The following is a 12,503-nucleotide window of genomic DNA, read 5'->3' as shown; positions in this document are numbered from 1 at the left end:
TGTGGCTTCCATATTTCTCGTACATCGAATATCGTCGATAGACGATGAATGAAGAGAAGGGGCCGCTGCCGCGCGCGGAGGCCGAAGAGTACGCGAGCTGGTTCAAGGCGCTGGCCGACGCCACCCGCATCCAGATCGTGTCGCTGCTGGCCCGTCGGCGCGCGCCGATGAGCGTGGGTGAGATCGTGACCGCGTCCGGGGTGGGCCAGTCCACGGTCTCGCACCACCTGAAGATCCTGGCCGAGGTGCGGTTCGTCCTGGTCGACAAGCAGGGCACGTCCAGCCTTTACCGGATCAATGAGAACTGTGTGAGCTGTTTCCCGACCGCCGCTGACCTGGTCATGGGCAACCCCGCGCCGGCCGCGCCCACCTGCGAGTGAAGGAGCTTCGCCATGGCGTACGACGAGATCATCGACCACCATTCGGCTTTGGCCCGCGCCGCAGGAGCGGGCCGGGTCGTCGCGGACTGCGGGCAGGACGCCTTCGAGCGGGGCGGCTTCGGCGCGGCCGGGTATGACGAGTTCGGTGTGCTGCCCGACGGGGCGGTGCGGGCCAGCCTGGGGTGCGGCAACCCGGTGGCCGTCGCCGAGCTGCGGCGTGGTGAGACCGTGCTCGACCTCGGCTCAGGCGGCGGTATCGACGTGCTGCTGTCGGCCCGCCGGGTCGGCGGACACGGCAAGGTCTACGGGCTGGACGCCAGCTCCGACATGCTGGAGCTGGCCCGGCGCAACGCCGAGCAGGACGGCGTGACCAACGCCGAGTTCCTGTACGGCCGGATCGAGCAGGTGCCGCTGCCGGACCGGTCGGTGGACGTGGTCATCTCCAACTGCGTGATCAACCTGTCCGGCGACAAGGCGGCGGTGCTGGCCGAGGCGTTCCGGGTGCTGCGGCCGGGCGGCCGGTTCGGCGTCAGTGATGTCGTGGTCGACGGCGTGGTCGGCGGCGTGATCGACGGCGTGATCGATGCGGCCGCTCGTGCGGCGGCCGAGCAGCGCATCGGCTGTGTGGCCGGGGCGCTGCCGGTGGCCGGCTACCGGCGGCTGCTGGCCGCGGCCGGGTTCACCGGCGTACGGATCACGCTGACCGCCGACCACGGCGACGGCGTGCACTCGGCGATCGTCCAGGCCGCCAAGCCCGCCGCCCCGGTCAAGGTGGAGATCCGGCCGATGCGTGACAGCGACGCCGACCAGGTGCTGGCCATCTACCAGGCCGGCCTGGACACCGGCCAGGCCGGTTTCGAGACCCTCGCGCCGAGTTGGGAGGGCTTCACAACGGCCAGGCTGCCCCACTTGCGCTACGTGGCCTGCGACACCGGCACCGGTCAGGTGCTGGGCTGGGTGGCCGCCTCGGCGGTCTCAGCCCGTCCGGTGTATGCCGGGGTGGTCGAGCACAGCATCTACGTCCACCCCGATTGCCGGGCGCAGGGCATCGGCCGGGCGCTGCTGGCGGCGTTCATCGCCGCCGGCGAGGACGCCGGTGTCTGGACCGTCCAGTCCGGCATCTTCGGCGAGAACGCCGCCAGCCTGGCCCTGCACGAGACGCTCGGCTTCCGGGTGGTCGGTACGCGGGAGCGCATCGGCCACCACCATGGCGTGTGGCGGGACGTGCTGATGATCGAACGCCGTAGCACCGTGACCGGGATCTGATCCGCCTTCGTCAGGTCCGGGCTGACGTTACGGGGTCGGTGGCCAGGTTCGCGGGCGCGGCGGCCGATGGCGAGGTCGGCTGCGGATACAGCAGCCGGATCAGGGCCAAGCCGAGCGCGGCACCGGCGAACTGGGCGGCGATGAAGCCGGGCGCGGAGGCGGGAGCGATGCCGGCGAAGGTGTCGGTGAGGGTACGGCCGAGGGTGACGGCCGGGTTGGCGAAGCTGGTACTGGAGGTGAACCAGTAGGCGGCGCCGATGTAGGCGCCGACGGCGGGCGGGGCCAGCGCGGCGCGTCCGGTGCGGGACAGGGCGAAGATCAGGGTGATCAGCCCGGCGGTGGCCACGACCTCGCCCAGCCACAGCCCGGTTCCGGTGCGCTGGTGGGTGGAGGCGGTGACGGCGGGCAGCCCGAACATCAGGTGGGCCAGCACCGCGCCGCCGAGCGCGCCGGCGACCTGGGCGGGCAGGTAGGCCAGCAGGGCACGCCCGGTGAGGCCGTCGCCGGTGCGGCGGCCCAGCAGCCAGTCGGCCAGCGAGACGACGGGGTTGAAGTGGGCACCGGAGGCCGGGCCCATGATGAGGATGAGCGCGGTCAGGGCGAAGGCGGTGGCGGTGGAGTTCTCCAGCAGTTGCAGGCCCGCGTCGCCCGGGGAGAGTCGCTGGGCCATGATGCCCGAGCCGATGACCGAGGTCACCAGCAGGCCGGTCCCGACCCCTTCGGCGACTGCTCGCCGCGCCAGCTCGTTCACGCGCTGCCCGCAGCCGCGGGTACGCCGAGTTCGGCCAGCAGGGTTCGTACCCGGCGTTCGATCTCGTCGCGGATGGGCCGTACCGCCTCCACCGACTGCCCGGCCGGGTCGGACAGGCTCCAGTCCTCGTAGCGTTTGCCGGGGAAGACGGGGCAGGCGTCGCCGCAGCCCATGGTGATGATGACGTCGGCGGCCTGGGCGATCTCGTGCGTCCAGGGTTTGGGGTATTCGCCGGTGATGTCGATGCCGCGTTCGCGCATCGCCTCGATCGCGGAGGGGTTGATCTGCTCGCCCGGCTCCGAGCCGCCGGACCAGCCGATCGCTCGCTCGCCGGCGAGGTGGGTGAAGAAGCCGAGCGCCATCTGGGAGCGTCCGGCGTTGTGCACGCACAGGAACAGCACGATCGGCGTACCGGAGGAGTCCTTGCCCTCGACGCGGGCCAGGGCGCGCAGCCGCTGGCGGGCGAACCGCTCGGCCATCAGGGGCAGGAAGTTGGCGACCGTGGCGCGGCCGGCGAACTGCTCGTAGCTGGTGTGCAGGAACCGGTCGATGGTCTCGGCGCCGAAGGTGCCGTCGAACTCGCCCGCCAGGGTGCGGGCGGCGGTCAGCAGGGCGTGCTGCTGGTCGATGGTCAGGTCGGCGCGGCGGTAGACGGGCTGCGTCATGGCGTGTCCTTCGCGGGACGGTGGTGCTCGACCGGGATGACGGCGGGGGTCAGGGCGGTGGCGAGCCGGTCGACGCGGCCGGACAGGTCGGTGTAGGCGCGTTCGAAGGCGTCGTCGGTGTCGGCGGGGACGGGGTCGGGCACCGACCAGTGCAGCGGCGGCCGGGCGGGCAGGTGTTCATAGGCGCTGTCGCAGACGGCCACCACCAGGTCGCCGGCGCGGACGGTGTCGCCGACGTGGGCGGTGCCGCGAGGCTGCAGGCGCAGGCGGTGACGGCGGGCGGTGCTCAGCGCGCGTGGGTGCACGTGTGCGGCGGGCTCGGTGCCGGCCGAGGCCGCGGGCAGGTGGCTGCGCCGCCCCCACAGTGCGGCGGCCAGCTGGGAGCGGGCGGAGTTGTGGGTGCAGACGAACACCACGCGCTCGGCCGCCATGGGGATCGACGGCGTGGGGGTGAGTCCGGCCAGCGTGTCGGGCAGCAGCCGGACGTAGCTGCGCCGCCGGTCGGACTCCGAACGCGCCCGCGTGATCAACGCGGCGTCCTGCAGCACCTTGAGGTGGTGGGCCAGCAGGTTGGACGACAGGTTGAAGGCCTGGCCGAGTTCGCCGGGCGAGCGGTCGCCCAGGAGCAGTTCATCGACCATCGCCAGCCGGATCGGGTCTCCCAGCGCGGCATGCCCGGCGGCTCGCTGCTCGAGCTCAGATATCTCAATCATGATTGAGTCAATATTTGCTGAGATAAACTGTGATGTCAAACCTGCCGCAGCGCGGCCACCGCCGATCCCTAGCAGTCAGGGGCCCAGGCGGCCCCGCGGTGGTCAGCCAGGCCGAAGGCCGCCCAGGGCTTCGGGCCTGCTGTCGAGCACCTACGACCTGCCGCCCTCGGGGCGTTCACCGGGGTGCTGGACTTCGCCATGCCGTTGGGCCCCGCGCTTGCCGTGTCCGGCGCGATGCTCACCCTTCCTGGCCGCTTTTGCGGCGAGTTGCCCGGCGCCGATCTCGGCATGGCTTGGTTAACCGATCCATTCCGGGCCGATGAACGAAGTCGTTGATCGAGCGGAGGTTGAGCTGGCTGCCGACCTTTTGCCCGGGTTGGTTGGCGGTGGCCTCCTTGGGGGCGTGACCATCGAATGCGATTTCCAGACGCCAGCCTTCACGTTGCAGAATGACCACGGGACCGGAGGATCGCGGAATGGTCTCCACATCCCAGCCGTGTCGGTGTGCCCGATGGGCAAGTGCGTGCGGATTCACGAGTCGTACTCCTTGTGTCGAACGGGAGTGCTCCAGCGGAGTCGGCCTGCGGGCTGTCACGGAACGGATACGGTAGGTAGGCGATCGCTGATTCCTTCTATCAAAGGGACGTTCGGAAGTCCGATTTAGGTTCCATAGCGAGCTTTAAGGTGGATCACACTCATGGGCTGCGCGGGTCCTGTCCATCGCCTCCGGCACGGCAGCGGACGACCAGGTCGTCGCGGATGATCTGACCGGTGCCTCTTCGAGATCGGTGCCCGTAGGTGGTGGTCGTCCGGAGGTACTAGTCGTCGACGGCGCCGAGTTATGCCCGGCCGCGGTTCTCGCGCAGGGCCTGGAGTTTCGGGGCGTTCTTCGGCGTGCACACGACGATCTCCGTGCCGTTCCAGGTTCGTCTTCTTGGTCCGTCCAGTCGCAGGTCGGCCGCGACGGGTTGTCAGTTGAGCCGCTCGGCCAGCGCGATGATGATTCCCTCAGGGCCGCGGACGTAGCAGAGCCGGTAGCTGTCCTCGTACTGGGCCGGCTCACCGACGAGTTCGGCGCCGTGAGTGCGCAGGCGGGCGATGACGTCCTCGATGTCGCCGACGGCGAACATGACGCGATGCATGCCCAGCGTGTTGTGCGGCGGGTTGTGCGGACTGGCGTCGATCGCCGCGGGGGTCAGGTACTTCGCCAGTTCCAGCCGGCCGTGGCCGTCTGGGGTTCGCATCATCGCGATGTCGCAGCGGACTCCGTCGAGCCCGACGGTGCGGTCCGCACAGAGGCCCTCGATCTGCGCCTTGCCCTCCAGTTCCATGCCGAGCTCTACGAAGAACGCAATGGCGGCCTCAAGGTCGTCGACGACAATGCCGACGTTGTCCATCCGCTGGAGCGTCATGGTGGTTCTCCTTCGTCGCGCGGCCCGTTGTGGCCGCTGGCGTACCTGGGACGGAGCCGGCAGCACGTTCTCGACACGGGAGGTGTGCCGAGGGCCTGCGCGATCAGGCCGCGGGGACGTCTGACAGGCGGGCCACGGGTAGATCGCGATAAAATGGTGTTCGCGCAGATGTGACGCCGGCCTTGAGGCTGTGGGCGTTCGCCGACGGGTTCGAGTGGTCGTGATCGGAAATGGCGCGATGGCGTCGTCGCCTGGGCGGCGGCCTCCTGGGGGCCGGCGGATCTCGACGTGGCGCACTGCTCCACCAATCTCGCGCTCCTGCACGGACCGGCGTGGGGTCTGCGGTTCGCGGAGGCGTACGAGGAGGCCGGCGGTGTGCTGGCCGCGACCGCGGGTGAGCGGCTGTACTGGCGGGTGCGGGACGGGCTGGCGTGCTCAGAAGAGGTGCGGGTGGTGTCGCGGCCGTGGAGGGAGGCGGGGAGGGCAGAGTTGACGACGCGTGCCGTGGAGGAGCGGCTGGATGCCTATGTCACCGCTCTGATGCACGCCCTGCCCTGAGGTCCCCGCATGTCGGTGGCGATCTCTATCATGCTGCCCAGAGATCGTCCGTGGCGACAGGGGACCCATCGTGGAGCGTCAGTTCGTGAGGATCGTCGACGGCCCGTTCGCCGGCTTCGACGCGGAACTCGTCTCTGTGGACGGTGTCAGGTTGACGGCGCGTGTGAGCGTATTCGGCCGGCAGACGGCGGTGGAGCTCCATCGGGACCAGTTGGAGCATCCCGAGGACATCCCCGCGCTGTGGTTCGGCGAGGAGGAGGACGACAGGGAGGTCCTCGCGGGGCTGCGGGAGCGGATCGCGGCGCAATACGACGACCTCGGGTATGGGGAGAAGTTCGAGTTCTTTCTCGAGCGGGCCGATCTTCCCGAGGAGGATCCAGCCCAGGAATGGGACACCTACACCGCGTTGTGCGCCGAGGTGGACGCGCACGTGCGACGGCGCAGGACGGTGGCGTTGCGCGCGTTCGATCAGGAGATCGCTCCCCTGCCGGCCGGGGAGGCGAGAAGGCGGGTGACGGCCGACTCCGGCCGCTGGATGCCGGCCACGACCGCCCGGGAAGAGCGCCGGTCGCGCTATCCGGGCATCGACCGCTCCCAGGCCGAAGACCAGTTGCTGGCAACGGTGTTCGGGCGTCCCGATCCGCCGCCGGGGCTGTGGGAACGGGCCCACCGTCGCCGGGCCGCGTCGCGTTCCGCCGCCGACCTGCGAGACTACGCGGCGTGGAAGGCGACGAACCGGCCACAGGGACACTACGAGCAGGTGAGGTCGGCCGCCGTGGCCCAGGTGGAGCACGAGCGCGCCGCGATCGAGGAACGCCTTGCCCGCGACTGGGGATTGCAGTTGCCCGACTCGATCTTCCGGTTCCGGGCCTTCCTGCTGTCCCTGGGCCCGATCGAAAAGCAGGCCCTCGACGACCTGGAGCTGGTCCCGTTCGGGATCATGGACCTGTTCGATGATCCCGCTCGCGATTCCCGGGCCGGCGTCGATGTGCGCGTCCACGGCCGCTACTACCGCGATCCGCCCGAGTTCCTCACGTTCATGCACGGCGGCACCGACGGGCTGCATTTCGGGCTCTGGTACGACGACGGGCGCACCTGCACCGGCGTCGCCTCCTACTACAACAACGACGGTGGCGGCGTGGGCCTGCCATCGCGCACCCCTCTCGAGGCCGTCCGGCACACCCTCGAAACGGGATGGTGCCACGTCGGAGATGGGGATGACGAGCCGGCCGATCCCATGGATCCCGAGGTGGCCGTACGACGGAATCGGTTACGGCTGCTGCGCGAGACCCTGATGACCTTCGAGACCGGCGACCGCGACGAACAGGGCAACGACTACCACGACACCTACAAACCCTCGCCAGAAGTGCTCGAGCACGGAGCTCCGGATCGGATCGAGACCCTGGACGGCGGCGGCGCGCTCGTCGACGGTGACACCACTATTGAGCGCGGCCGGCAGAAACCCTGGAACGACTACGACTTCTGCACGGCCCTGCGCAAGGAGCTGACCGACGACCCGGCCGCCCGCGAAGCCCACGTCGCCGAGGCACGGCGCCGCTGCGCCGCCGGACACCCCGCCGACGCTCTCACCCTTGGCCGTGACCTGCACTGGATCAGCGCGGGAGACCCCGAACTCGAACGCCATGCGACCGAGCTGCTCACCATGGCCTACCGTGCCCTGGGACGCGACAATCTCGCCGCGATCGCCCAAGCCCATCACCGCCACCGCGCTCTCCCTCAGGTGCACGTCCTCGAAGAAGGCTGATCGCACGCCCCCCTCCCGCCACGCCGTTGTCAGGCAGAAGGACAGGGACGGCGGCGTTGGCCGGCATCTGGCTACGGACGTAGGGGCCCTTGCCGTGGCCCGGATGGCTCGCCTTCGCCGGGCGGCTGGCGGGCGATTCAGGAGGTCTTCTGCGCCGCCTTGAAGCTTTCCAGCGAGAAGCCCCGCCCCGACAGCCCGGACCAGGCACGCGGTTTGACCGTGTACGGCGCGAACACGCTGTTGAGCAGCCACGGGTCCTTGTCCGGCCCGAAGTTCGTGACCATCGCGTCGTCCTGCTTGAACCCGTACGTGGCCACCGCCAGCCGCCCGGTGCCCCGGTACAGCTTCATCTGGTCGCGCAGGAAGCCGGACTGGCTCCTGAACCAGGGGCTGGACGTCAGGAAGGCGTCCCACTTCTTCTCGGCGAACGGCTCGTCGATGGCGGCCTTGATGACCTGCCAGACCTGGGTGCCAGGGGCGAAGCCGTACTGCCTGGCGAAGCCGGCCGGGATCTTGTCCCGCAGGTGCTCCTTCCAGTACCGGACGAGGGAGAACTCGGTCACCAGGAACGTCTGCTCGGGACGCATCTTCGGCAGGATGAAGTCCAGGAACGGCTGGGCGCTCCTGGGGCCGGGGAGGTGCGGGTGGATGTCCACGCCCTCGATGTCCGCCGTCTCGCGGACGAAGGTCATCCAGCGCACGGCGGCCGGTGAACGCCAGCCGGCCTGGTCGAGCCGGTTGAGCGCGCCCATGTAGAGCGCGGTGCCGCAGCCTGTGCCGCACTGCTTGCGCCGGTGGTCGACGACATGCCGGGCGACGGCCTCGTAGAAGGTGTTGAGGCGCTGGTCGCGTTCGGCGGGCAGGCTTTCGATGAAGGGCTCGTTGCCGATCGTGAGGATGTCCACCTTCCCCATCACCGTGGGCAGGACCTTGTCCAGCCGGGCCAGTTCGGCGGCCAGCTTCGCGCTGCCGGGCGCGGGGAAGGAGGTGCTGGTGTAGGGGAACTTCAGGCTGAGGATGGTCTGGTAGCCGCGCCCGGACGCCTCGTTGAGGGTGCGGATGGCGATGTGCCCGCCGGGGTCGCCCTGGTCGGTGGCGGGCATCGGGAAGAACCCGCGTACCCATTTGGCCCCGGCCTTGCGCAGTTCGGCGTAGTCCAGGGCGTCGATGTTCTGGTTGAAGTTGGCGCCCAGGGCGCCGTACGCGCGGTCGAGCTCGCGAGCGGACACGGGCCGTGCCTGGGCGGACACGGAGGTCGACGTGGCCGTGGAGACGGCGATCACCGCGGTCAAGGAGATGATCGACAGTCGGCGTAGCATGAGCCCCCTGCTCCCTGCGTAAAGGTCGGATGCTGTCAAAGCGTTCTTGATCGGGCGAGGCCATGTTTGCGCTAACTTGACGATGCTGTCAATGTCGGCCGCCCTCCTCAACCGGTCGGAAATGGAGAAGCACCGCCCCCTGCAACGGTGTGCGGCACGCGGTTGCGGATCCCGGTTGATGGAGCGGGTCAGGCTTTGACGAGCGATTTGGCGATCATGCTCTCGGCGGACGCGATGATCGCCTCCACAGGCGTTCGCGGCTGCAGTCCCAGGAGCCTGCGCGCCTTCTCGTTCGACACGCGCTTGACGTAACCGAGGTCCGCGGCGACGGGCTTGAACTCCGCCTTGAAGAGCGCGGCGAGACGGACGACCACATCGGGGATGGAGCGGGTCGGGACGCGCTTGGCCGCGTCGCCGAAACGCTCGCGGAGGATGGCGCCGATCTCCTTCATCGCGAGAGCGGCCTCATCACTTGCGACGAGGAACCGCTGGCCGGCTGCACCCGGTACGGTCATCGCCACCACATGCGCGGCCGCGACGTCGCGAACGTCGACCACCGGGATGTACATGTCCGGGTATCCGGGCAACTCCCCGTTCAGGATGCGCTGGACGATGTGGTTCGCGCCGGAGACGGCCCTGCCCATGACGGGTCCCATGATGGCCACCGGGCAAATCGTGGCCAGCTCGGTGCGGCCTCCCTCAGCACGGATGAAGCCCCAGGCCGCCCGTTCGGCGAGGATCTTGCTCCTGCCGTACGCATCGACGCCCGGCCCGTCAAGGGGCGACCAGTCGTTCTCGGTGAAGACGTGGTCGATGTGGCCATGCCCGAACCCGACGGCGTGGAAGGCCGACGTCAGCACGACACGCTTGACACCGGCGTCGCGAGCGGCCAGGAGGACACGCAGGGTGCCCTCGCGTGCCGGGGTGATGACCTCGTTCTCATCCGTCACGTTCTCGATGTGGATCGGTGAGGCGACGTGCAGGACGTAGTCGACGCCTTCGACCGCCTCGGCCCAGCCGGCATCCCTGGTCAGGTCCGCCTCCACGAAGCTCAGGGCGTTACCGCGGCGCATCCCCGCCCTCTCGAAAACGGCACGGATCTCGTCCTCGCGACTGAGGGAGCGAATGGTGGTGCGGACGTCGTAGCCCCGTTCGAGCGACTGCAGGACGCAGTGCCCGGCGACGAAGCCGGATCCGCCGGTGACGAGAACGCGCTCCCGGGTCATGGGCCCATTCCTTTCGAGGTGAACGGCTGCGTCTTCCAGCCGGGATCAACGTTCCGCGGGCCGGCGCCGGCGGACCAGGCTCCCCGTGACACTGGTAGTGGCAGGGCCTGGCCAGGCGGAGTCACCCCGCGATTACCGTGGGCGGTATGACCGATGAACCGAACGTTCTTGGCGAGTACCTCCGAGCCCGCCGCGAGCTCGTCACTCCCGAGCAGGTCGGGATCCCGGTGAGCGGAACCCGCCGCGTCCCGGGATTGCGCCGCGAAGAGGTCGCGATGCTCTCTGGGATCAGCGCGGAGTACTACCTGCGCCTCGAGCAGGGCCGCGACCGCAACCCGTCGGTCCAGGTGCTCAAGTCGATCGGACGTGTCCTGCAGCTCGAGGACGACACGTACCTGCTCGGCCTCGCGGCAGAGCGACCGCGGCGGAATCGAGGGAAGGGCCGGCGCGAGACCGTTCCAGCGAGCACCGCCCGATTTGTTGCAGAGCTTCCGTTTCCTGCTTTTATCGAAGGCCGGTACCTGGACGTGCTCGTGGCCAACCCGCTCGCCGCGGCGATCTCACCGCGGCTGCAGGTAGGCGGGAATCGGCTTCGTGACGTCTTCCTCGACCCCGCGGAACAAGCCCTCTTCTCGGACTGGGAGGGCGCCGCAGCCGGATTGCTCGCCGGGTTCCGCCGGTCGGTCGGGGGCGAGATCGACGACCCACGGGTCATCGAGCTCGTCGGTGAGCTCACGCTCGCGAGCCCAGGGTTTCGCCGCCTGTGGGCACGTCACGACGTCGGCCCACGCGCCGGAGCGACCATGACCTTCCACCACCCGCAGGTCGGCGCCATCCGGCTCGACCGCGAGAAACTCGCCATCAGCGGCACCGAGGGCGCGATGCTCGTCGTCTACCACCCCGAGCCCCAGACGGACAGCAGCGAAAAGCTCGCTCTCCTCGCCTCCATGGCCGCGCACAGCGACGACTCCGCGTCCATCAGGTCATAGCGCGACCGCGACCCCTCCTTGAGCAACCCTTGCCGGGGCATTCCGGGACTCCCCCGATCTTCGTGATGGGTCGTTCCCTTCTTCGGCTTCGTCAGTTCTGCGCGGGAAGTTCGGGGAGTTCGACGCGGATGATGCGGTCGTCGCCGGGGCGGGGGTCGGTGCCGCCCCAGGTGGCCTGGTCGGTGTTGGACGTGACGAGCCACAGGGCGCCATCCGGGGCCACCTCGACGGTGCGGATGCGGCCGTATTCGCCGACGAAGTGCGCGATCGGCTCGCCGGCCGCGCGCGGCCCCTGGACGGGGAGTTGCCAGAGGCGCTGCCCGCCGAGGGCGCCCATCCACAAGGAGCCGGCGGCATAGGCGATCCCCGACGGGGAGGCGTCGTCGGGGTGGAGGGTGAAGAGGGGCGGCCGCCCGGTGTCGCCGGCGACGCCCTCGGTCTCGGGCCAGCCGTAGTCCGCGCCCGGCGTGAGCACGTTCACCTCGTCCCAGGTGCGATGGCCCAACTCGGAGGCGTACATCGTGTCGTCGGGGCCGAACGTGAGGCCCTGGACGTTGCGGTGCCCGCCGGAGTAGATGGCGGTGCCGGACGGATTGTCGGCGGGGATCGTCCCGTCGGTACGGATCCGCAGGATCTTGCCGTTCAGTGATGCGTCGTCGGCGGCGTTCTCGGGGAGGAACGCGTCGCCGGTGCCGATCCACAGGTTGCCGTCCGGCCCTATGCGCAACCGGCCGCCGTGGTGCCGATCCGCCGTCCGGATGCCGTCGATCAGTACGCGGGTCTGGGTGAGCGAGCGATAGTCGGGGGCGATCCGGAGCGCGACCACGCGGTTGGTGGGCGAGCCGGACACGTACGCGAACACGGTCGAGTCGGAGCCGAACCGCGGCGAGGTGGCGAGGCCGAGCAGCCCGCCCTCGGCGCTGGTCACGACGCCCGGCACCTTGCCGACGGGCTGGGCCGCGCCACCGTCCGGTGGGATGCGGACGATCTCTCCAGACAGCCGCAAAGAGACCAACGCGGAACCGTCCGGGAGGAATGCCAGGCCCCAGGGCGCCTGCAGCCCGGTCACCAGCTCCGTGCGCTCCCCCACCGCCGCCGACGATGGTGATCTGCCGGGAGTCGGCGCGGTCGTCGGCCGGCTCGGCCGGGTCGCAGCGGCGCCGGACTCGGCGACGGACGTCGTGCACGCGGCGAGGCCGACGCTCATGGCCCCCGCGAGCAGGAGCATCTGAACGAATCTCGTGGTCGGCGATCGGTTCATCGGTCACCTCTCCGGCAGTCTTGATATCAACGCTAACACTATTACGCGATTATCGCTAACGCGCAACTGTCGATGTCGGAATCCCGTTATCATCGGTTCGTGGGTGATCGGGAAGAGGTCCGGCGGCGCATCATCGACGCCACGGCCCAACTGCTCCGGGACAAGGGCCGCGAAGGAGTGACCACGCGCACCGTCAGC

13 protein-coding genes are annotated in these 12,503 nt (G+C 69.5%); 5 read left to right on the top strand and 8 right to left on the bottom strand.

Going from position 1 to position 12,503, the window contains the following annotated elements:
* Positions 1–44: 44 nt before the first annotated feature.
* Both AB0I15_RS21335 and AB0I15_RS21330 read left to right on the top strand, forming a co-directional pair.
* Complete coding sequence (locus tag AB0I15_RS21335; RefSeq protein WP_358097951.1) at positions 45–380, top strand: metalloregulator ArsR/SmtB family transcription factor; 336 nt, start codon at positions 45–47, stop codon at positions 378–380.
* Between the two features lie 12 nt (positions 381–392).
* On the top strand, positions 393–1,646 hold the full coding sequence (locus AB0I15_RS21330; RefSeq protein ID WP_358097948.1) for a GNAT family N-acetyltransferase: 1,254 nt from the start codon (positions 393–395) through the stop codon (positions 1,644–1,646).
* A 10-nt stretch (positions 1,647–1,656) separates the two neighbouring features.
* Here the strand turns inward: AB0I15_RS21330 and AB0I15_RS21325 are convergent, their stop codons facing one another.
* From AB0I15_RS21325 to AB0I15_RS21305, 5 genes are all read right to left on the bottom strand, one after another.
* On the bottom strand, positions 1,657–2,397 hold the full coding sequence (locus AB0I15_RS21325) for an MIP/aquaporin family protein (protein WP_358097946.1): 741 nt from the start codon (positions 2,395–2,397) through the stop codon (positions 1,657–1,659).
* A complete protein-coding gene (locus AB0I15_RS21320) occupies positions 2,394–3,062 on the bottom strand; it encodes an arsenate reductase ArsC (protein WP_358097943.1) in 669 nt (222 codons plus the stop codon). Before AB0I15_RS21320 ends, AB0I15_RS21325 begins: the two co-directional genes overlap by 4 nt.
* Positions 3,059–3,775 carry a helix-turn-helix domain-containing protein gene (locus AB0I15_RS21315; RefSeq protein ID WP_358097940.1) on the bottom strand — a complete coding sequence of 239 codons (717 nt, stop codon included), beginning with the start codon at positions 3,773–3,775 and terminating at the stop codon, positions 3,059–3,061. The genes AB0I15_RS21320 and AB0I15_RS21315 overlap by 4 nt, the downstream gene beginning before the upstream one ends.
* A 238-nt stretch (positions 3,776–4,013) precedes the next feature.
* On the bottom strand, positions 4,014–4,310 hold the full coding sequence (locus tag AB0I15_RS21310) for a hypothetical protein (protein ID WP_358097937.1): 297 nt from the start codon (positions 4,308–4,310) through the stop codon (positions 4,014–4,016).
* A gap of 436 nt (positions 4,311–4,746) precedes the next feature.
* A complete protein-coding gene (locus AB0I15_RS21305; RefSeq protein ID WP_358098426.1) occupies positions 4,747–5,172 on the bottom strand; it encodes a VOC family protein in 426 nt (141 codons plus the stop codon).
* Between the two features lie 303 nt (positions 5,173–5,475).
* Here AB0I15_RS21305 and AB0I15_RS21300 point away from each other — a divergent pair, with 303 nt between their 5' ends.
* Entirely contained in the window at positions 5,476–5,745 is a 270-nt protein-coding gene (locus AB0I15_RS21300) for a hypothetical protein (protein WP_358097934.1), read from the top strand.
* 85 nt (positions 5,746–5,830) lie between these two features.
* Positions 5,831–7,510, top strand: a complete 1,680-nt coding sequence (locus AB0I15_RS21295; RefSeq protein WP_358097931.1) for an ADP-ribosylation family protein — start codon at positions 5,831–5,833, stop codon at positions 7,508–7,510.
* Positions 7,511–7,647: 137 nt separating this feature from the next.
* Here AB0I15_RS21295 and AB0I15_RS21290 read toward each other — a convergent pair whose 3' ends face one another.
* Together AB0I15_RS21290 and AB0I15_RS21285 are read right to left on the bottom strand one after the other, a co-directional pair.
* The gene (locus tag AB0I15_RS21290) at positions 7,648–8,829 is read right to left on the bottom strand and encodes a hypothetical protein (protein WP_358097928.1); all 1,182 of its coding nucleotides are present in this window, start codon (positions 8,827–8,829) and stop codon (positions 7,648–7,650) included.
* A 188-nt stretch (positions 8,830–9,017) separates the two neighbouring features.
* On the bottom strand, positions 9,018–10,055 hold the full coding sequence (locus AB0I15_RS21285; protein ID WP_358097925.1) for an aldehyde reductase: 1,038 nt from the start codon (positions 10,053–10,055) through the stop codon (positions 9,018–9,020).
* A gap of 146 nt (positions 10,056–10,201) precedes the next feature.
* Here AB0I15_RS21285 and AB0I15_RS21280 point away from each other — a divergent pair, with 146 nt between their 5' ends.
* A complete protein-coding gene (locus tag AB0I15_RS21280; RefSeq protein ID WP_358097922.1) occupies positions 10,202–11,044 on the top strand; it encodes a helix-turn-helix transcriptional regulator in 843 nt (280 codons plus the stop codon).
* Between the two features lie 91 nt (positions 11,045–11,135).
* Here the strand turns inward: AB0I15_RS21280 and AB0I15_RS21275 are convergent, their stop codons facing one another.
* Complete coding sequence (locus AB0I15_RS21275; RefSeq protein ID WP_358097919.1) at positions 11,136–12,272, bottom strand: PQQ-dependent sugar dehydrogenase; 1,137 nt, start codon at positions 12,270–12,272, stop codon at positions 11,136–11,138.
* Positions 12,273–12,503 lie beyond the last annotated feature (231 nt).

The organism is Nonomuraea sp. NPDC050643, assembly GCF_040654715.1.
Taxonomy (GTDB): Bacteria; Actinomycetota; Actinomycetes; order Streptosporangiales; family Streptosporangiaceae; genus Nonomuraea.
This window is presented reverse-complemented; position numbering and strand designations above follow the sequence as displayed.